The organism is Burkholderia sp. FW306-1C-G01B, assembly GCF_058781685.1.
In genome coordinates this window covers 38,988-57,271 of the sequence record NZ_JBYSWZ010000006.1, presented here as the reverse complement: position 1 = coordinate 57,271, position 18,284 = coordinate 38,988, and the positions used below count along the sequence as shown (strand labels likewise).

The window sequence follows — 18,284 nt, the reverse complement described above, 5'->3', positions numbered from 1 at the left end:
CGCAGCGGCAACCCGAGGAGATGATCATGAGAAAGCTACATTCAGTGGCAGTCGAGATGGCGATAGTCACGATGGCGATTGTCGTGCTGGCGGGTTGCGGCGGTATGTCTCGCCGCGGAACGGATACGGTGATCGGGGCGGGTGTCGGCGGCGTCGCCGGTGCGGTCCTGACGGGCGGCAGTGCGCTGGGCACGGTGGGCGGCGCGGCCGTCGGCGGGGTGGTCGGCAATCAGGTCGGGAAATAGGCCGGCCGAAGGGCAGGGAATCGGCACGCGCACGCGCCGTCACGACGAAGCGCGTGCGGATACGAGCGTGACCCGGAGCGCGACCGGTATGTCGGCATTTCTCCTGAACGGTGAGCTGAGGCTGTCCTGGTGGCAGCTTGCGTGGGTCGTGCTCGCGCTCACGCATGTCACGATCATCAGCGTGACGGTGTACCTGCATCGCTGCCAGGCGCACCGGGCGCTGGAACTGCACCCGTGCGTCAGTCACTTCTTCCGGTTCTGGCTGTGGTTGACGACCGGCATGCAGACCACGCAGTGGGTCGCGGTGCATCGCAAGCATCACGCAAGAAGCGAGACCCCGGAAGATCCGCATAGCCCGCGCACCCGCGGCCTCGCGACCGTGCTGCTGCGCGGCGCGGAACTGTACCGCGCGGAAGTGCGGAACGAGGAAACGTTGCGCCGATACGGATCGGGCACGCCGGACGACTGGCTCGAACGCCACGTGTATGCCCGCTATCCGAATCTCGGCGTCGGGCTGCTGGCCGTGCTCGACGTCGGGCTGTTCGGGCTGCCCGGTGTGGCGGCGTGGGCGGTCCAGATGATGTGGATTCCGTTCTGGGCCGGCGGCGTGGTCAACGGTTGCGGCCACTTCAGCGGTTACCGGAATTTCGCGACGCCCGATGCGAGCACCAACCTATTCCCGCTGGGCATCCTGATCGGCGGAGAAGAGCTGCATAACAATCACCACGCATACGTGACGTCCGCCAGGCTGTCGAACCGCTGGTTCGAGTTCGACATCGGCTGGCTGTACATCCGCCTGCTGGCGACGTTGAGACTCGCGACGATTCGGCGAGTCGCGACGAAGCCGCGGCTGCTCCCGAACAAGGCAGTGGCCGACGACGCGACGCTGCAAGCGGTCATCCGCAACCGGCATGCAGTGTTGGCCGCCTATGCGCGCATGCTCGAGCCCGCCTGCCGGCGGGAGCTGCGCCGCATCAAGGACATGAGCCGCGACGACAAGCGCGCGTTCGCACTCGGCATGAAACGCTGGCTGCGCCAGGCCTGGGGCCATCGGGACAAGCCCGATCTGCGGGCGCTGACGAGCCCCAATGCGAACCGGCGAATACGCGTGTACGTGGATATGTACGAGACATTGCTCGAGCTATGGACGTGGTCGCACGCGTCGCACGAGCAATTGCTGGTTCAGTTGCAGGATTGGTGCCGTTGCGCGGAGCAGAGCGGCATCAAGGCGATCGCCGATTTCTCGATGCGCCTGCGCCGGTATGCGTGATCCCGGCACGCCGGTGGCCTGTCATGCGCGACCGACGTGCAACAGTGCTCGGTGCATCTGCCGCTCATCTCGCCCGATTGTCTGGACGCGAATAACGCCACTTGCTCGCATTGGAATTGATGCCGGCATTCTGGCGGATGCGCTTCTCGGCGCGTTCGACGTCGGCACGGGCCAGATCGTCCCGCTGCTTTTGCCGGGTCGCGTCATCGCGCCGATCGATCGAGGTGGCTGAATGATATTTCATGGATCCTCCGGAGTGAGGTGTGCTCGCGTCGCGAGACGCGGCGTCGAGCCGGATGCGGCGGACGAATCAGATCGCTGCGGGAGCGATCTTGCCGTCCACGATGTCCTTGCCGAATTGCATCGCCAGGTCGAGTGCCAGCGCCGCCGTCTGCGGAGCGCCATGCTCGAAAATGGTCGAGTAACGCGGCGCCGTTGCCGAGGTCGCCGGGATCGTATCGATGCGCACGATCGAACCGAAGCGCTTCGGACCGGGGGCGTGGGGATCGCCGAACGGCGGGAACAGGATTTGCGAATAGACACGCAGTTCACGTCCGCGATATTCGAGAGTGGGGATGGTCATGATTTGCTCCTGACAGAGCAATCGTTGGCGCCGAAGGATTCAAGGGCGCCGATGCTTCGAAAAAGACGGGCATGTATCTGTAGTGTGCGCGTCCGATACCGGCTACGCAATCAAAACATCGGATACCGAATCATATTTTCGATGCGGGAAAATGGCCCGGCTGCAATGCGGTTTCTGAAGAGTGAGACTTCCAAATAGTCGATACCGTACAGACCCGCGCGTGTCGTCCGGTTCAGGATGAACTCGATACCGAGGAGGCCGCCATGTGCATCCCACTTTCACCCGAGGTCGTCGAGACCCTCAAATCGCTTGATCGAATTCCGGATTCCCAAGCCGATATACCACGCGCCATAGCCAATGAACTGTTGAATCACGGGCTCGCATACGAGTCGCGCACCGGCGGTTCGATCAATATGACGGCCGCAGGCCGGCTGTGGCTGAATCGGTGCGCCGATTATTAAGAAGCGCGCACGCGTCGACCGGACGAGACGGGAGTTTTGTCGCGTACAACGCTCCATGGACAAGTGAGGCAATGGAGGCAATGATGAAAATCCAATCTACACGATGGTTTACGCTGAACCGATATGCGCCTGTTCGCGACGGATGGTATGAGGTGCGACTGGTGAGCGGAGACACGGCATTTGCGAAGTTTGGCGCCGGCGAATGGGCGGAAAAGCCGGTGCTCACCTTTACGCATTGGCGAGGCTTGCGCTCCGATCCGGCCAAGTCGGCCGACCAGGAGACGATTGCCGCGGATGCGACCGCAGCGAAAGGTGTCCGGGATGCGTGGGATGCGTTCTTTCCCGGCGTGGGAGCAGAGCAGCACAAACCACTTGCCGCCGCGCACGGCGACGACACCCGACCCAATGAAGGATCGTGACGGTCGGCTGGGAAACGGATCTCGCCGGACGCGTACGTGCGCCATCAACACCCGGCGAGTCCGCGGCACCTTGCTCGATCGCGCGGCGCTTCGGAGCGGTTCGCGCGAATACCCTACGGCCGCTTCTTGAATTGCTCTTTCGCGTCGCCGAACGACGCTTGTGTCTTTCCGACGACCTGCTGGACCTTGCCCTGCATTCTGGTCACTCGATTTCCGATGACCTTGCCGACCACTTCCCTCAGTTTGCCTTTTGCTTCCGCGATGCGGCCTCTCACCTGATCCCTGTTCATGACACTGCTCCTTGACATTGGTCGCCTGTTTCACCGGTACGAAACCCGGAACCATCGAAGCTTCGTATCGGGCGCTTTAGCGCCGGAAAATCAGGGTGCCCGAAGACACACTGCGCGCCATCGTGACGGAAGTCGGTACGATGCCGTACGCGAATCGCCGCGAAGATGGGTTGTACATATTGTCTTTTTTACACGCTTGGGACGCTTTCGTCCCGTATTCGCCCATGTACGGCATCAGGGTATTCACGAACCACCTGGGGCGAATCATGGTGTGACGAATATTTCTATGGGATGTACGCCGGGATCGTTCCTGGCTATCGGTCTGACCGGCGACGCATCCGACGCCCGTGGCCACCAGATCGACGAACGTCGCACCATTGATGCAGGCGTCGCATCGACCCTTGCTCGCCTTTACACGACAGCCAAAGACTCGTGCGAACTCGCCGGCAAGGCACGCAACGTGCTGGTATTCCCATCAGTCATCGCGGCCGGTCTTTTCGTCGGCGGCCGGTAGGGTGAAGGCTCGCTGCGCGTCGGCGGCAGTACCGTAGGGTAAGACAGCACCACGACCGGTTCGATCGGGCTGACGCACAACGGGTGAATGGCCGGCGTGACGCTCGAAGGCACGAAGGTCACCCGGCTCAGGTCGCCGTAATCAGCGGCGGAGGCCGGGCGGTTTTGTATTCGTGTGTTGTTTTCAATCTTGCGGAGGGCGTATGAACATTCTCACGAGCGCGGGCCCGCTGGTTTCGCTGATTGCCGGCATTCTGATTCTGGTGGTGCCGCGTCTGTTGAATTACATCGTTGCGATCTACCTGATCGTCATCGGGTTGCTCGGGCTGTTCGGAGGACATCTCCACTGAACCGGGATCCTCACGAAAAAGCAGGGTGGCGAACATTTCACGCAGCACCCGCGATCATCGGCCCGTTGACAGGTCGATCGGTGGCGCGGTGCTGTTCGTCCTATTTTGCCGCGGAGTCCGTCGCATATCTGCGGCAATGTTCCAGGTAACCCCGTTCTCGTGGTCGTCGGCGATTGTGGCGGGCGGCAACGTGCTGCACAACGTGACGAGCTAGCCCACTGGCCACGCACCGTTCGCGATATGGCGGCTGAACGCCGGCCTGGCCTCGTGGAGGCCGTGAGGCGCGTTGCGCCGCGCGCCGCTTATCTCGCCCGATTGTCGGGACGCGAATAACGCCACTTGCTCGCATTGGAGTTGATGCCGGCGGCGTCGCGGATGCGCTTTTCGGACCGTTCGATGTCGGCGCGGGCGAGATCTTCCCGTTGCTTTTGCCAAGTAGCCTGATCGCGTTGATCAAGTGTTGTGCCTGAATGATGTTTCATAGATCCTCCTGATCTGGAGCGTACTGCGTATCGATATCGACCACTGCCGCGAATGCGTGCCGACACAGAATGGGCGAGCGAAAGGGGGAAGTCGGTACGATGCCGTGCAGTGGCGGTTGGCGTCACTCCAGATCGGCAGGCAGGTGATGTGCGGCGATGTCCGCGAGGGCCCGCGTGCGTCCGGTACGTTGCCGGACAGACTCCACGCCCGCGTCCGTCTACCTTGATATCGAAAGAGCCGATGCACGTTCCGAACCGGGTGCATCGAGCACGCGTCCTGCATGAAGGAGCAGGACGACTGACGTCCCGGCTACTCCGGCATTCGAGATGCGGAACCGCCAATTCGACGCGACAGGCGACGAACGGCGCGTGCGCGCGTCGAGGCGTGAGCGCACGGGAGCGTATCGACGGAAACATCGGTTCGATTGCATTCGGCGGCCATCGGTGCGGACGCATCGCGACATGGCCGGCCGGATTGATTGAGGAGAGACAACATGTCATTGGGACTTCTTCTACTGATCGTTGTCGTGCTGTTGATGGTCGGGGTGATCCCGACCTGGCGCTACAGCAACGGCTGGGGTTATGGACCAAGCGGATTACTGGGCTTGGTATTGGTCGTGTTGCTCATCCTGATGCTGCTGGGCAGGCTGTGACGCGGGACATCATCGATGCTGCAGGTTCATGGAAAGACGGCCGCCCGGCACCTTGCGTGTCGGGGGTGGCATCGCGCCAAACCGTTCGACCGAGGCACGCATCGTGCCACTGCGCCCGCGATGGATCTCACGCATAACGACGCATGAGCGGCGCCGCTGAAATGCCGTGCAGCACGATCGACACGGCGATGATGGCCAGTACCCACGGAACCAGCGGCAACAGTTCCGCGCGCGGCCCTTGCTCGAGCGCGAGCATCAGGTAATACAGGGAGCCCACGCCGCGAATGCCGAACCAGCTGATCAACCGGCGCTGGCGGTGCGACGCGCGGGACCCGATCAGCGCGAGCTGGATGGCGGCCGGCCGGATGACGAACAGCAGTGTCGCGACCACGGCCGCGCCCGTCCAGGTGAGCATATCGGCCCAATAGCGGGAGACGAGCGCGCCGATCAGCAGGATCAGCACGGCTTCGGCGATGTGTTCCAGCTCGATCGTGAATCCCATGACCGATTCCGCGACGAACGCATGGGCTTTGTCGGGATCGGTGGCGGTGGCCTCGACATCCTCGCTGTCCACGACGCCGACCGTCTCCTTCGGCGTCTTCCGGCCGCTCGTTCGATGCTCGACGCGCCGCATCGCGACGCCCGCGGCGAATACGGCCAGGAACCCGTAGCCATGAATGGCGAGCGTCACGCCGTACGACAGCATGATCAGGCCCAGCGCGAAGAACCCTTCGAAGCCGAGCGCCTGTCCGTGACGGCTGCGCAGGAATGCGACGAGCCGGGCGGTGGCGAAGCCGAACAGCCAGCCGGTGCCCACGCCGGATGCGATGCCCCATGCAATGCCGCCGACCATGCTCCAGTGAAGCGCCGACGTCGTGCCGGAGCCGCACAAAAGCAGGCCGAGCACCGCGCACGGGTAGGCCGTGCCGTCATTGATCCCGCCTTCGCCGGACAACGAAAAACGCACCAGCTCGACATCGCCCGCGTCGCGCACGCCGACGTCATGAGCAAGTACCGGGTCCGTCGGCGCGATCATCGCGCCCAGCAGTACCGCGACGCCGAGACTCAAATGCAACACCAGCACGCCGAGCGCGGCGATCGACGCGACGGTGAAGATCATCGCGACGACGCCAAGCCGCAGCGGCAGCATCCAGCGGGGATCGGCGGGCGGGACACGCAGCTTCAGGCCGATCGCGAACAGCGAGATCAGCAAGCCGATTTCGGCGGCGATGCGCAAGCGCGTGACGTCGTCCGGCAATGTCATCGACAGGAAACCGGTACCGGCCGGTCCGATCAGAAAGCCGATCCCGAGATACACCATGGCCGCGCTAAGCGGCAGGCGCTCGAGCGACGATCCGATGAGTCCCATGAAAATCAGCAGGGCTCCGAAGATGAGGCATCCGATGGTTTCGGTCACGTTGAATCCCTTGCATGGATAACGTCGCGCTCGCCGCGCGTCGAGCGCAGGTCGCCATGTGGCGTCGACGCCCCTGCACTCATCGCCTAGTATCGCGCCGATCGTCCCTGGCAGGGTGGCGCGTACCGGCGGCGGTCGGCGAGGGGCGTCACGGGATGGCGATACGTCGGTCGCATCACGTTCGCCGCGAGCCGAAAAAAATCACTGTCTCGCGGTGCTCGTCGATTATCTGTCTGCACATCGGTCGAAGTGGCCCGCGCGCGCGATCGCGAAGTCCACGATGTGCCTGTCGGGTTCAAGTGGTTCGTCGGCGGATTACTCGACGGCACGCCGGGATTCGCCGGAGAGGATCACATGGCGCGCATCGTGTCCGATGCGCAGTCGATGGTCGACGCGGTGCTCGAAGCCGGTATGCGCCGTGCCGGCGGCGGCCCGAGCGCCTGATATGCGCACCGGCCGCCCGCGGATCACGCGTGCAGTTTCAGCGCGCGGTCGCAGACGTTCTCGACGGTGAAGCCGAAATCGCGCATCAGCTCGGTGCCCGGGGACGACGCACCGAAGCATGCGACGCCGAGCACGTCGCCACGATCGCCGACATAGCGGTGCCAGCCCTGCGACACGCCCGCTTCGATCGCCAGCCGCGCACCGACCGACGGCGGCAGCACGGCATCCTGATACGGCTGCGGCTGAGCGTCGAATAATCTCCAGCAGGGCAGCGACACGACCCGAACCGCCACGCCGCGCGCGAGCAGCTCGGCGTGCGCCGCCAGCGCGAGCCCGACTTCCGAGCCCGTCGCGATCAGGATCAGCGTGGGGCGTCCATCGGGGGCATCGGCCAGCACGTAGCCGCCGCGCTGCAAGCCTTCGGCCGGCGCGAACCGGAGGCGATCGATGGTCGGCACGTCCTGGCGAGTCAGGACCAGCGCGGTCGGCCGCTCGCGGGCTTCGAGCGCCACACGCCACGCGACGGCTGTCTCGTTGGCATCCGCCGGTCGAATCACCAGCAGGCCCGGGATTGCGCGCAGGCCGGCGAGCTGCTCTACCGGCTGATGCGTCGCACCGTCCTCGCCGACCGCGAGGCTGTCGTGCGTGAACACATAGATCACCTGCAGGCGCATCAACGCGGCAAGCCGGATCGGCGGACGCATGTAGTCGGAAAAGATCAGGAAGGTCGCGCCGAACGGCAGGATGCCGCCGTGGGTCGCCAGGCCGTTCAGGATCGCGCCCATCGCATGCTCGCGCGCGCCGAAATGCAGATTGCGGCCGCTGCGGCTCCAGCCGCCGCCTTCGGAGCCCTGCCGGTCAAGCGCGTTCATGCCGGCGGCCTCGAAATCGCCGAGCCCGGTCAGTGCGGTGAAGGTGGATGGATTCAGATCGGCGGATCCGCCGACCAGCGAAGGTACGCGGGAGGCGAGGGCATTCAGCACCTTGCCGGATGCGACTCGCGTCGCCATGCCTTTCGGATCGGCCGGAAAGACCGGGATATCGCGGTCCCACCTGTCGGGCAGCTTGCCGCGCGCCGTATTCAGCAGCATCTCCGCCAGCTCGGGAAACGCGCGCGCATAGGCTGCGAACCGCGCGTTCCAGTGCTCTTCCCGTACTCGTCCCTCCGTCAGCGCGCGACGAAAATGCGCGAGCGCCGGTGCGGGGATATGAAACGCGGGGTCGGGCGGCCAGCCGAGGTTATGCTTGGTCAGGCGCACCTCGGCGTCGCCGAGCGGCGATCCGTGTGCCTGGTACGTGTCTTGCCGGTTGGGCGAGCCATAGCCGAGATGCGTGCGCACGAGGATCAACGATGGACGCAACTGCTCGGCACGTGCATTGACCAGCGCCGCGTCGATGGCGGCCAGGTCGTTGCCGTCGTCGACCGTTTCGGTATGCCATCCGTAGGCGTCGAACCGTCGCGCGCGATCTTCGGTAAAGGTGATCGCGGTGCCGGCGGACAGCGTGACTCGATTGTCGTCGTACAGGCAGATCAGCTTGCCGAGCTGGAGATGGCCGGCAAGCGATGCCGCCTCCGCTGCGACGCCTTCCATCAGGTCGCCATCGCTGACGAGTGCATAGGTGTGGTGATCCACGATCTCGAAGCCGGGACGGTTGTAGCGCGCGGCGAGCTGCGCTTCCGCTATCGCCATGCCGACGGCGTTGGCGAAGCCCTGGCCGAGCGGGCCGGTCGTCGTCTCGACACCCGGCGTGAGGCCGCGCTCCGGATGACCGGGCGTGAGGCTGCCCGATTGTCGGAAGCGCTCGATCTGGTCGAGTGCCAGATCGTAGCCAGTCAGGTGAAGCAGGCTGTACAGCAGCATCGAACCATGTCCGGCCGACAGGATGAAGCGATCGCGATCGAGCCATGCCGGATTGGCGGGGTGATGCTTGAGATGGCGCGTCCATAACGCGTAGGCCATCGGCGCGGCGCCGAGCGGCAAGCCCGGATGGCCGCTCGCCGCTTTCTGCACGGCATCGATCGACAGGAAGCGCAGCGTATTGACACAGAGCGCATCGAGTGTCGAATCTTCGGTCGACGGGAAACAGATTGAGGTCATGCGGATGCTCCTTGGCGTCCGGTCACGCCATATCCCGCACGGGATCGGGTTGCGTTGGCTGCCGATTGCGCGGGGCTGCGTTATCGGTCTCCGTTATCGGTCTCCGTTCCAATATCCGTGCTTGCCGTAGAACTCATGCAACTCGATTTCGTAGCTTCGATGAACGAGCTGCGAGTCGTCGTATAGAGGGCTCCGGCGGATTGCATCGCGCGCGAGCGTGGTCGATACCGTTTTCGTCGACCAGTCCACCTGGTCGAGCCAGTGAGTCGCGATCAGCACTTCCTTGCCGGTCGACCACCAGCTCGACGTGTCGATCGCCAGATAGCGGATCACCCACGCTTGATCGTCGTAAATGAAGTCGGACACGTGACCGATATGGCCGTCCGTGGCTTCGAGCCGATATCCGTCGACCTCGCCGGTGCTGCGCAGATGCGTATCCGCCGGTGCGCTGGCCGGCGCGGTGTGCGAGAAAAGCGGGTCGCCTGCTTCAGGATCCTGCGACGGCCCCGCGGGATCGAAAGCCGGGTAAGCGCCCATCCCCCAAAGGTTCGGGCCGCCCCAGTAAGTCGGGTAGTTGTAGTAACGCAGGTACTCGATCTCGTGCTGGCGCGATACCGGCTTGTGCGTGTCCAGATTCGGGCTGTCCCTCACCTGCTGTTGCGTGAGGCTGACGTATAGCGTGCGCGTTTCGGGATCGGCATGCGTGACGGAATACGGCGAGATCAGTACCTGCCTGTCGTGCAGCCAGTCCCCCGTCTCGACGACGAGGTAACGGATGCACCAGTTGTCGTCGTCGAAGTAAGCCTGATGGATGCGCCCGATATCGCCGTCCTTCGCTCGAACCGTGTCTCCATGCAACCTGCGGATGCTTCGCAACATGATGTCCTCGCCAGATCCATGCCCGGCACGTCGGTGATTCTGCTGACATGCCTGCCGTGCGGTGGCATCCAGCCGTTCGTCCGCCGATGCGGAACGATTCCTGCCGATCGCGTCCCCTCGGATGGCCGGCATGTTTGAGACGCTACACGCGACGAACGGCCGATGCGGTACGAAACCGTACAAAGCGCGCAAGGGGGCGATCGGGCGGCTCCCTCCCGGCATGTCGCGAGACATCCTCCCGAGCATCGTCATCAGGATCGCGAAGCAGTGTGGATCGCCCCTGTCGACGGGCTGCCGGGTAAACGGGGCGGCCGGATTCGGTTCGCGCCTCGACGCAGTCGCAGTGGTATGAACAGCGACAGGTCCGGCACCGGTGCGTACACCATCGGAGGCGCGCCATAGGCATCCTCCTCGCCACCGCAATAGCCGTTTGCTTCCATACTGGTGATGGTCGTAGTGGCGACCGCCCTGATGCGTCATGCGCGCGTGATTGCCCTGGTCCCGACCTTGATTTCGACGTCATCGGCGGGCTCGTCGCGCGATGTCCGGCGTTTTGCGGCGAATCACGCTCGTGCCCGGCGGGGTGTCCGGATCGGGTCTATGCTGGTCGTGACCGACGGCCTTACACGCTGGCGTGCCGTACACACGCCGGACAGTCGAATCCGGGCCGGCCCGGTCCGATCATCAGCTCCATGGAGGCGGTTATGCGCAGCAGGTATCGAGAGCAGCATACGAACGGCGGCAAGAGCGAGCGCAATGTCGACGACGCGGTGGAGGGGACGTTCCCCGCCAGCGATCCGCCGTCGATCGGCGGTGTCACCAGGATGATTTCCAGACCGGCCCACCGAAAGCATCACCGGAAGTCGTCGCACATCAAGCACCGTTAACGCAAATTGCGCGGCGCGGTAGCGGCTAGAGCCGCTTCAGATCGGGAAGCAGGCGATCGAATTCAAGTTTGACCACGCTGTAGCATTCGCACACGCGTTTTTCGAGCCCCGGCCGGTCCAGCACCTCGATATGGCCGTAGTTGTAGCGGATGAGGCCCGCGTCCTGCAGCTTCAATGCCGCTTCCGTCACGCCCGATCGGCGCACGCCCAGCATGTTGGCGATCAACTCCTGCGTCATGCGCAGCTGGTTCGAAGGCAGGCGGTCGAGGCTGAGCAGCAGCCAGCGGCACAGTTGCTGATCGATCGAGTGATGCCGGTTGCACACCGCGGTTTGAGCCATCTGCGTGATCAGCGCCTGGGTATAGCGCAACAACAGGCGCTGCATCGCGTTGCCGCGTCGGAATTCCTCTTTCAGGATGCTCGCGTCGAGCCGGTAGGCATGCCCCGCGCTTTGCACGACGGCCCGACTCGGTGTCGTCTCGCCGCCCATGAACAGCGATACGCCGATCATGCCTTCATGCCCGACGATCGCGATTTCAGCGGACGAGCCGTCCTCCATCACATAAAGCAGGGAAACGATCGACGTGGTCGGAAAATAGACGTGATGAAGCTGGCCGCCCGACTCGTACAGCACTTTTCCCAGCGGCATCTCGACGAGCGTCAGGTGCGCAGCGACGTGCGCGCGTTCGTTTTCCGGCAGCGCGGCAAGCAGGTGATTTTCGGTAAGGGGCGGGTTGTCCTGCATGCATGGCTCCTACGCTTGCGCTCGGCTGACGATGGAGAATCCGGCCGATGTGGGCGCAGCGGGAATCGGCGAGAGGGTCAACCATCATACCTTACCGATCCGACGACCGGACGGGATGGTGACGGCAATATGCCCCTTTTTCCAGCCGAGTTCGGAATGACCGTTCGAATGCGAATCACCCTTCAAAAATTATAGTGCCGGCACATGTCTCATCAAGGTGTGCGCAATCACGCGCGCTCGATACGGAGCCGATATTTCACGGCGCTATTGACGAACATCGACGTGGTTCACATCAGTGGTGAATGATTCCGTCATTCGTCTCCGGTCGATCCAGCGAAGCACGAAACGGCGGTATGGCGGCGCGTATGGCGGTGGTCACGAAAGCGGATGGAATCGAGGCGACACGTCCCGCGATCACATGAATCGTTCCTGGCATCCCGATGACCAGGGGGCGCATAGGCCGGGGCAACGGGAAGGATGGTAAGTCGGCTACGGTCATCACTTGAAAATGGCCGGTCAGCGTCCTTCCGGCACGTGTCGTCGTGATTCGATCGCGTCGTTTCGCGAAGCTGGCGACCCTGATGCCCCGTTGCTTACGTCCTGCCAGACTCGAGCAGGTTCTTCAGCGCCGCCATCTGTTCCTTCTGCATGTTCAGCAATTCATTCCATTGCTCCTCGCGCAACCCGTCCAGCTTTTCATGGAGCAACATGATTTCGAGTTCGGCCTTCAGATTGATTTCGTAGTCGTGCTCGGCAGAGACCCGATCCTTGTATGACTGCCGGTTCTGCGCCATCAGGATAATGGGTGCCTGGATAGCTGCCAGCATCGAGAGAAACAGGTTGAGCAAGATATACGGGTAAGGATCAAAGGCTTTGCTGTACGTTGCCAGAATCAGCGAATTCAGGCTGACCCAGACGACCATGACGACCATGAAGCACGTGATGAATATCCACGACCCGCCGAAGGCGGCAACGGCATCTGCTGCGCGCTGGCCGCGCGTCGCCGTTGCATCCAGCTCTTTCGTGGCGTCTCTCGCTATGTGCTTTCGTTCCGAGATGAGACGTGCAACATTCTTCGCGCGCTCGTCCAATGATTCATAGGGTATGCCAAAGAATTTTTCGGCAAGCTCCGCAGGTTTATGCATGTTGCCCTCCGCGCGCGGTCGCACAATCGGAACAGAATAGAACCTCGGTAAGGCCATGACAAAAGGCTGGTTGCGCAACAATCGCGAAGCAAAGAAACCGAAACAGCCCGAACAGCGGCCTCTCCCGGTTTCGTTGCCATCCGACCCAGCGGACAAAGCCCCGTGCGATCTCGCACCCTATCGGAACTGAAGCGGTATGAACAGGTTGATGCCTGGCGTCGACTGAGGGGCATAGACCACGGGTGGTGGCGCATACACATAGTCCTGATTGTCGTAGTAGTCGCCGCGACGATAGTCATTGCCCGGATGTCGATAAGCCTGCCGATTGCCGTGATCCCACTGATGCCGGTGGTGGTCTCGCGGGGCGCGATTCCTTGAAATCGAACATGACGGCTAATGCCCGCGATATCGTCCATTCTGGTGGTGCTTTCGGACCGGTGCGTATCGAACGCGCTAAAACAGGCACTTCGAGCGTACGGCATACGATGTTCGCAGTCTGGATCGAAGTCGGTACGGTGCCGTACCCGGCTTCGGAAGGTCCCCCCTTTTCGTCAGCGCGGCGACGGCCTGACCGCGATTCAAATCGAGCCGTGAGTCGTGCCGAGGGCACACTGGCGACGCGATGCGACCCGCCTCACACCCGTTCCCTCATGGGTACGGCAGCGTACCGACTTCCCGGCTGGTCGCGCGTAGCGTGAGTTGGCCTGATTGGAACGCATGTCGCGTCAACGAGCGCGCATGCCAGCACGAAACACTCGAATCGAGCATGTCTTTCGGCCCGCATGACGGCGGGCGATTGCAGGCGAAGCGCGCGGCGCGCTTGCCCGGAACAGAGCCGGATCGGCGCGCGCTTCGCACCGTCACGTTGGCCGGCGACGCTCGCCGGCATTTCTCGCAATGAACGCAGGAGCAGGTCATGACACTCGTTTCTCCCGGCAATCAGCCGCCGAGCAATAGCAGCGGCGCCCGGATCATCGGTCACGCAACCAGCACAGGCGGGGCCGGCCCCAACGTCATGGCGGCCACCACGCTGACTGGCGACAAGGTTCTATCGTCCGATGGCAAGGAGATCGGAAAGGTTATCGACATCATGCTGGACGTATGCAGCGGCCGGATTGCGTACGTCGTGCTGTCGTGTGGCGGCTTTCTCGGGATGGGCGACAAACTTTTTGCCGTGCCTTGGGGAGCGTTCACCCTGGATACCGACGAGAAATGCTTCCGGCTCGACGCAACGGAAGAGCGGATGAAGAGCGCCTCCGGATTCGACAAGGACCATTGGCCTGCGATGGCGGATTCGCAATGGGGCGGCACGCTTCATTTGGGTAACACGCCGCCGATGTAGTGACACGTCAGCAGGAGGCTCGGCCGGTTTTCCGCCATGCACGCGTCAGCGTGACTGCGGAATGCGGTGAGCGATTGCTGCTTTTTCAGATTCTGCCGTATCGCGTGCATCGGTCAACGCGCTGATCTCGACGGGCGGCAGGTTATCCAGCCAGCAGGTGTGACCGGAGCATTCATCATGAACAAGGATCAAGTCAAGGGTGTCGCGAAAAAGGCAAAGGGCAAGGTCAACGAGGTGATTGGCCGGGCCACGGGTAACGTGAAGCAGGAAATCAAAGGCGATGCCCAGCAGGTAGCCGGCGAAGTACAGAAGAAATACGGTGACGCCAAGGAAGCGGTCAAGAAGCAGGCGAAGAAGGGGCATTGATCTCCGCGTCAGTCTCGACAGAGGGATGCCGCGATGGTGCGGCATCCGATCGCGGCGCACTTGCCGGTGTCCATCGTTACCCGTATCGCAGATATTCAATCCGGTGAATCCGTTGTCGACGCGCAAGCATTGGGCGTTGAATCGTCGCGACAAGCGTGTCGTCATTCAGCCGGAAGCCACTTTCAAGCATGAACACCGCCTTCATGCTTCCGCCGGGATCCTCGACATCTTTCGAACCCCGGCGGCTGCCGCTCGATATCGACAAACGACATCGTTCCGGGCGGCCCCCCGCCCGCCGCCGTCAGTGCGATTCGACGAGACGCGGGTCGATATACGCGTCGATATCCTGCGACTGCTTGTAGACCGCGTTGCGCACGTTGAATGCATTCGCGTTGCGGGTCGATCCGTAGATCGAATCGAGGCCGTCGCCCTTGTGGAACGCCTGCTTCGCTGCCGCGGCATCGAGCAGGTGCGTGCCCTTCAGCAGCGGCAGATATTGCGCCGGCGTGAGGCCCACGCGGGCAGACATGATCTTCACCGCGTCGGCCTGCGTCTTCGGATCGTTGATGTAGGCCACGCAGCGATACCAGACCTTGACGACCTTCGCCCAGTCGGCCCGGCGCGCGGCGAGGCTGGTCGGCGTCACCGTGATCGCGTCGTAGATCAGCCCCGGCGCATCCGCCGACGTGAAGATCGCGCGCGCACCCGGCGCGCGTTTCAGCGCCTCGCCGGCATTCGGCTGCCACGCCGCGACCGCCGCGATGTCGGACGACGCGCCGAGCACCTGCGGCAGTTCGTTGGTCTTCGCGTTGACGAGCGTGACGTCGCCGTCCTTCAGCCCGTGCTTCTGCAGCGCGGTTTCGAGCAGCAGGTGATCGACGAGCCCGAGCTCGACGCCGACCTTCCTGCCCTTCAGGCCTTCGACGGTCCGCAGCGGCGGCTTCGCGATGATCATGTCGTTGCCCGCCGAATAGTCGGTGAGCAGGATCATCACGTTCTTCGCGCCGGATGCGCCCGTGACGAGCGCATCGCCGTTGGTGACCGCGACCGCGTCGAGCTTGCCGGCGGAGAACGCGTCGAGCGACGCCGAGTAATCGAACCATTCGAAATCGACGTCGACGCCGGCTTCCTTGAACCAGCCCTTGTCGAGCGCGACCTGGAACGCGACCCAGCCGGGCCAGTCGCTGTAGCCGATTTTCAGCGGCGGGGCCGCATGCGCGGCGGGCGCGGCGAACAGCGACGTCGTGACGGCGACGGCGGCGAGCGCATGGCGGACGGAACGGAGGTGCCGGGAGGACAGCAGGCGGCGGAACGGCGAGGCGAGGCGGGTCATCGTTTTCTCCAGGAGACCGGGATCGGGATCGTCGGCACGGGTCGCGCCCATGCGCGATCCGGCCGCGTGACCGGTTCCTGCGGATGCGGGACGAACGACCGGCCACGGAGAGGCGCGACGGCCGTCGCCATCGCCAATCTCCCGGGCTTTTGTCCCGCCGTGTAGCGCCATGCGCGCGCGGTCCGACGACCGTACGCACCGACGCCGGGCTGCTCTCGGACCAGACGTTCGACGAACCGGAACCCTAGCATCCCTAAGATGCGACACCGCCGCACCTCTCGGCATCGGAGCGAGCGAGAAGCATGCCAGCGGTGTGAACCGGCGGCTGACGCGTGTCGGAAACGCGCCGCTCAGCGACCGCGCGCGGCACGCTGCAGTTCGATGAAACGCGCGGAGAAGAGCGCGGCCAGCGCGCGCCGAAGCAGGTCGAGTTTGTTCATGAGCGATCGGTGGACAGAGTGACGGTGTGCGTATTCAGCAATGGCCGTGCCATTGCGATCGCACGCGGTGCGCGTGCGTATCGCTGCCCCGCGCTGGTGCCGGCCGCGTTCGAGTGGTGCGCACGCTGCCCAACGGGAGGGCGGGTCGATGCGCGTGCATGGCGTGCCGTTCGCCCTCCCATGCCCCGTCGAACGGGGCCGCGCGTGCCCGGATGCACGCGCTGGCATGCAACTCGCTTATTCACCGTCCGAGAGGTGCGAAGCAATTTGCATCATCTTCAGGATCGCTAGGGTTCCGGTCGCGCGGCGTCACACGCCGTGCGATGCCTGGTCCGAGAGCAATCCGGTCTTGCCGCCTGCCTTGTTGCGAGGATCCGGCGAGGCTCCACGGAGGGACAAAAGCCCGGGAGGTCGCGATGTCGTTCGGTCGCCCTCTCACGCCTTTTGTCCAACCGATCCGAGGAGCCGCCATGTCGCCGAGCCCCCAAGCCCCGCTTGCCCCGTTGCCGCACGTCGTGTGGGAAACGGTCGTTCCCGCCGGAACCCACTGGTCCGGCATCCTGCGCCGCGGCCTCGCGCTGCGCGTCGTCGATCTCGACGGCGGCGCGAACCTGTCCGCCGTGTTTCATCGTCACGAAGATCCGCTCGAACGCTACAACATGGCCGATACGCTGAAGGCGCAACACACCGCGCACCTGACGCGCGGCCACGCGCTGTATACGGACATGGGCCGCGTGATCGCATCGATCACGGCCGACACGCTCGGCTGGCACGATCCGCTCGGCGGCATCGGCGATGCGCGGCTGTTCGCGCGCAAGTACGGCCCGTCGTCGTATCAGGCCGATCGCAACGCGATGATCCGCAACGGCCGCGACAGCCTCGTGCTCGAACTCGCGAAATACGGACTGTCCGCGCGCGATCTCGTCGCGAACGTCAATTTCTTCAGCAAGCTCGCGCCGCGCGACGATGGGTCGTTCGACTTCGTCGCGGGCCACTCGCCGGCCGGCAGCGCGTTCGACCTGCGCTTCGAGATGAATACGCTCGCCGCGTTCTCGACCGCGCCGCATCCGCTCGATCCGCAGCCGGCCTATGCGCCGAAACCCGTGAAGCTGATCGCATACCGCGCGTATCCCGCCGACGGCGCCGCGCCGGACGACGATCCGTGCCGCACCGCGTGCGCGGAGAACACGCGCGGCTTCGTCAACACCGACCGACTGTTCGCGTAAGGAGCCCCGACATGCCGATCATCGAAAGCCGCCTCGACCCGCGGCACGCGATCTACGACACCACGCTGAACGCCGGCGAACCGTGGCTGCACGACGTGAAGCGCGGGCAGGTGCTGCGCATCCTCGATCTCGAAGGCAACCAGGCCGTCGATACGCTGTTCTATCGCACCGATGCGCCCGACGAGCGCTATAGCGCGCAGGACACGATCCGCGAGCAGCGCAACCTGTACCTGAGCGCGGGCAGCGTGCTGCTGTCCAGTCTCGGCAATCCGATGGTGACGATCGTTGCGGACACCTGCGGCCGCCACGACACGCTCGGCGGCGCGTGCGCGGCCGAGAGCAACACGGTGCGCTACGCGCTCGACAAGCGCCACATGCACAACTGCCGCGACAGCTTCCTCAACGCGATCGCGCACTGCGCATGCGGCGCCGGCGCGCGGCTGACCAAGCGCGATCTCGTCGGCAACGTCAATTTCTTCATGAACGTGCCGGTCACGCCGCTCGGCGGGCTGACGTTCGAGGACGGCATTTCCGCGCCCGGCAAGTATGTCGAGATGCGCGCGGAGATGGACGTCACGGTGCTGATCTCGAACTGCCCGCAGCTCAACAACCCGTGCAACGGCTACAACCCGACGCCGGTGCGGCTGACGATCTGGGAGGCATGATGAACGACCCCCACGCTTACTGTTTTTCGC

20 protein-coding genes and 2 riboswitches are annotated in these 18,284 nt (G+C 63.8%); of the genes, 10 read left to right on the top strand and 10 right to left on the bottom strand.

What is annotated here, in order from left to right:
• Nucleotides 1-26 precede the first annotated feature (26 nt).
• Complete coding sequence (locus AC3WLY_RS13725) at nt 27-245, top strand: YMGG-like glycine zipper-containing protein (protein ID WP_072439846.1); 219 nt, start codon at nt 27-29, stop codon at nt 243-245.
• 88 nt (nt 246-333) lie between these two features.
• The gene (locus tag AC3WLY_RS13720; protein ID WP_175962996.1) at nt 334-1,515 is read left to right on the top strand and encodes a DesA family fatty acid desaturase; all 1,182 of its coding nucleotides are present in this window, start codon (nt 334-336) and stop codon (nt 1,513-1,515) included.
• Between the two features lie 64 nt (nt 1,516-1,579).
• Here the strand turns inward: AC3WLY_RS13720 and AC3WLY_RS13715 are convergent, their stop codons facing one another.
• On the bottom strand, nt 1,580-1,759 hold the full coding sequence (locus AC3WLY_RS13715) for a hypothetical protein (protein WP_492309539.1): 180 nt from the start codon (nt 1,757-1,759) through the stop codon (nt 1,580-1,582).
• A gap of 66 nt (nt 1,760-1,825) precedes the next feature.
• Nucleotides 1,826-2,098 (bottom strand): hypothetical protein, encoded by a 273-nt coding sequence (locus tag AC3WLY_RS13710; protein ID WP_347063624.1) that lies wholly within the window; start codon nt 2,096-2,098, stop codon nt 1,826-1,828.
• A gap of 544 nt (nt 2,099-2,642) precedes the next feature.
• Here AC3WLY_RS13710 and AC3WLY_RS13705 point away from each other — a divergent pair.
• A complete protein-coding gene (locus AC3WLY_RS13705) occupies nt 2,643-2,978 on the top strand; it encodes a hypothetical protein (RefSeq protein ID WP_492309540.1) in 336 nt (111 codons plus the stop codon).
• A 113-nt stretch (nt 2,979-3,091) separates the two neighbouring features.
• Here the strand turns inward: AC3WLY_RS13705 and AC3WLY_RS13700 are convergent, their stop codons facing one another.
• Nucleotides 3,092-3,268 (bottom strand): CsbD family protein, encoded by a 177-nt coding sequence (locus tag AC3WLY_RS13700; RefSeq protein ID WP_175962994.1) that lies wholly within the window; start codon nt 3,266-3,268, stop codon nt 3,092-3,094.
• A 271-nt stretch (nt 3,269-3,539) separates the two neighbouring features.
• On the opposite strand from AC3WLY_RS13700, the gene AC3WLY_RS13695 reads away from it, so the two are divergent.
• Nucleotides 3,540-3,782 (top strand): lipid-binding SYLF domain-containing protein, encoded by a 243-nt coding sequence (locus AC3WLY_RS13695; protein ID WP_425130900.1) that lies wholly within the window; start codon nt 3,540-3,542, stop codon nt 3,780-3,782.
• Between the two features lie 202 nt (nt 3,783-3,984).
• The gene (locus tag AC3WLY_RS13690) at nt 3,985-4,131 is read left to right on the top strand and encodes a DUF3096 domain-containing protein (RefSeq protein WP_072439647.1); all 147 of its coding nucleotides are present in this window, start codon (nt 3,985-3,987) and stop codon (nt 4,129-4,131) included.
• A gap of 302 nt (nt 4,132-4,433) precedes the next feature.
• Here AC3WLY_RS13690 and AC3WLY_RS13685 read toward each other — a convergent pair whose 3' ends face one another.
• On the bottom strand, nt 4,434-4,613 hold the full coding sequence (locus AC3WLY_RS13685) for a hypothetical protein (protein ID WP_175962993.1): 180 nt from the start codon (nt 4,611-4,613) through the stop codon (nt 4,434-4,436).
• 494 nt (nt 4,614-5,107) lie between these two features.
• Here AC3WLY_RS13685 and AC3WLY_RS13680 point away from each other — a divergent pair, with 494 nt between their 5' ends.
• Nucleotides 5,108-5,266 carry a DUF3309 family protein gene (locus AC3WLY_RS13680; RefSeq protein ID WP_089448652.1) on the top strand — a complete coding sequence of 53 codons (159 nt, stop codon included), beginning with the start codon at nt 5,108-5,110 and terminating at the stop codon, nt 5,264-5,266.
• A 127-nt stretch (nt 5,267-5,393) separates the two neighbouring features.
• Here the strand turns inward: AC3WLY_RS13680 and AC3WLY_RS13675 are convergent, their stop codons facing one another.
• The 5 genes from AC3WLY_RS13675 to AC3WLY_RS13655 all read right to left on the bottom strand — a co-directional run bounded on the left by AC3WLY_RS13675 (nt 5,394) and on the right by AC3WLY_RS13655 (nt 12,882).
• Nucleotides 5,394-6,683, bottom strand: a complete 1,290-nt coding sequence (locus AC3WLY_RS13675) for a cation:proton antiporter (protein WP_492309541.1) — start codon at nt 6,681-6,683, stop codon at nt 5,394-5,396.
• Between the two features lie 467 nt (nt 6,684-7,150).
• Entirely contained in the window at nt 7,151-9,226 is a 2,076-nt protein-coding gene (gene tkt, locus AC3WLY_RS13670) for a transketolase (protein WP_492309542.1), read from the bottom strand.
• 93 nt (nt 9,227-9,319) lie between these two features.
• A complete protein-coding gene (locus tag AC3WLY_RS13665) occupies nt 9,320-10,105 on the bottom strand; it encodes a PRC-barrel domain-containing protein (RefSeq protein ID WP_006755498.1) in 786 nt (261 codons plus the stop codon).
• Nucleotides 10,106-11,017: 912 nt separating this feature from the next.
• Nucleotides 11,018-11,737 (bottom strand): Crp/Fnr family transcriptional regulator, encoded by a 720-nt coding sequence (locus AC3WLY_RS13660; protein WP_175962989.1) that lies wholly within the window; start codon nt 11,735-11,737, stop codon nt 11,018-11,020.
• 593 nt (nt 11,738-12,330) lie between these two features.
• Complete coding sequence (locus AC3WLY_RS13655; RefSeq protein ID WP_492309543.1) at nt 12,331-12,882, bottom strand: DUF1003 domain-containing protein; 552 nt, start codon at nt 12,880-12,882, stop codon at nt 12,331-12,333.
• 916 nt (nt 12,883-13,798) lie between these two features.
• Between AC3WLY_RS13655 and AC3WLY_RS13650 the strand changes: the two genes are divergently transcribed.
• Together AC3WLY_RS13650 and AC3WLY_RS13645 are read left to right on the top strand one after the other, a co-directional pair.
• Complete coding sequence (locus tag AC3WLY_RS13650; protein WP_492309544.1) at nt 13,799-14,224, top strand: PRC-barrel domain-containing protein; 426 nt, start codon at nt 13,799-13,801, stop codon at nt 14,222-14,224.
• Between the two features lie 177 nt (nt 14,225-14,401).
• A complete protein-coding gene (locus AC3WLY_RS13645; protein ID WP_310136426.1) occupies nt 14,402-14,590 on the top strand; it encodes a CsbD family protein in 189 nt (62 codons plus the stop codon).
• Between the two features lie 301 nt (nt 14,591-14,891).
• Here the strand turns inward: AC3WLY_RS13645 and AC3WLY_RS13640 are convergent, their stop codons facing one another.
• On the bottom strand, nt 14,892-15,923 hold the full coding sequence (locus tag AC3WLY_RS13640; protein WP_175962985.1) for an ABC transporter substrate-binding protein: 1,032 nt from the start codon (nt 15,921-15,923) through the stop codon (nt 14,892-14,894).
• A gap of 136 nt (nt 15,924-16,059) precedes the next feature.
• Nucleotides 16,060-16,182, bottom strand: a riboswitch (guanidine-I (ykkC/yxkD leader).
• A 457-nt stretch (nt 16,183-16,639) separates the two neighbouring features.
• A riboswitch (guanidine-I (ykkC/yxkD leader) is annotated at nt 16,640-16,775 on the top strand.
• Between the two features lie 58 nt (nt 16,776-16,833).
• Between AC3WLY_RS13640 and AC3WLY_RS13635 the strand changes: the two genes are divergently transcribed.
• Nucleotides 16,834-17,589: an urea amidolyase associated protein UAAP1 gene (locus AC3WLY_RS13635; RefSeq protein ID WP_131946307.1), complete on the top strand. Its 756-nt coding sequence runs from the start codon at nt 16,834-16,836 to the stop codon at nt 17,587-17,589.
• Nucleotides 17,590-17,600: 11 nt separating this feature from the next.
• Nucleotides 17,601-18,254, top strand: a complete 654-nt coding sequence (locus tag AC3WLY_RS13630; protein ID WP_492309545.1) for an urea amidolyase associated protein UAAP2 — start codon at nt 17,601-17,603, stop codon at nt 18,252-18,254.
• Nucleotides 18,255-18,284 lie beyond the last annotated feature (30 nt).

Coding starts and splice junctions, on each gene's coding strand:
- AC3WLY_RS13630 (WP_492309545.1), top strand. CDS start 17,601: ATGCCGATCATCGAAAGCCGCCTCGACCCGCGGCACGCGATCTACGAC.
- AC3WLY_RS13680 (WP_089448652.1), top strand. CDS start 5,108: ATGTCATTGGGACTTCTTCTACTGATCGTTGTCGTGCTGTTGATGGTC.
- AC3WLY_RS13640 (WP_175962985.1), bottom strand. CDS start 15,923: ATGACCCGCCTCGCCTCGCCGTTCCGCCGCCTGCTGTCCTCCCGGCAC.
- AC3WLY_RS13685 (WP_175962993.1), bottom strand. CDS start 4,613: ATGAAACATCATTCAGGCACAACACTTGATCAACGCGATCAGGCTACT.
- AC3WLY_RS13650 (WP_492309544.1), top strand. CDS start 13,799: ATGACACTCGTTTCTCCCGGCAATCAGCCGCCGAGCAATAGCAGCGGC.
- AC3WLY_RS13725 (WP_072439846.1), top strand. CDS start 27: ATGAGAAAGCTACATTCAGTGGCAGTCGAGATGGCGATAGTCACGATG.
- AC3WLY_RS13690 (WP_072439647.1), top strand. CDS start 3,985: ATGAACATTCTCACGAGCGCGGGCCCGCTGGTTTCGCTGATTGCCGGC.
- tkt (WP_492309542.1), bottom strand. CDS start 9,226: ATGACCTCAATCTGTTTCCCGTCGACCGAAGATTCGACACTCGATGCG.
- AC3WLY_RS13720 (WP_175962996.1), top strand. CDS start 334: ATGTCGGCATTTCTCCTGAACGGTGAGCTGAGGCTGTCCTGGTGGCAG.
- AC3WLY_RS13710 (WP_347063624.1), bottom strand. CDS start 2,098: ATGACCATCCCCACTCTCGAATATCGCGGACGTGAACTGCGTGTCTAT.
- AC3WLY_RS13715 (WP_492309539.1), bottom strand. CDS start 1,759: ATGAAATATCATTCAGCCACCTCGATCGATCGGCGCGATGACGCGACC.
- AC3WLY_RS13665 (WP_006755498.1), bottom strand. CDS start 10,105: ATGTTGCGAAGCATCCGCAGGTTGCATGGAGACACGGTTCGAGCGAAG.
- AC3WLY_RS13660 (WP_175962989.1), bottom strand. CDS start 11,737: ATGCAGGACAACCCGCCCCTTACCGAAAATCACCTGCTTGCCGCGCTG.
- AC3WLY_RS13705 (WP_492309540.1), top strand. CDS start 2,643: ATGAAAATCCAATCTACACGATGGTTTACGCTGAACCGATATGCGCCT.
- AC3WLY_RS13645 (WP_310136426.1), top strand. CDS start 14,402: ATGAACAAGGATCAAGTCAAGGGTGTCGCGAAAAAGGCAAAGGGCAAG.
- AC3WLY_RS13655 (WP_492309543.1), bottom strand. CDS start 12,882: ATGCATAAACCTGCGGAGCTTGCCGAAAAATTCTTTGGCATACCCTAT.
- AC3WLY_RS13700 (WP_175962994.1), bottom strand. CDS start 3,268: ATGAACAGGGATCAGGTGAGAGGCCGCATCGCGGAAGCAAAAGGCAAA.
- AC3WLY_RS13635 (WP_131946307.1), top strand. CDS start 16,834: ATGTCGCCGAGCCCCCAAGCCCCGCTTGCCCCGTTGCCGCACGTCGTG.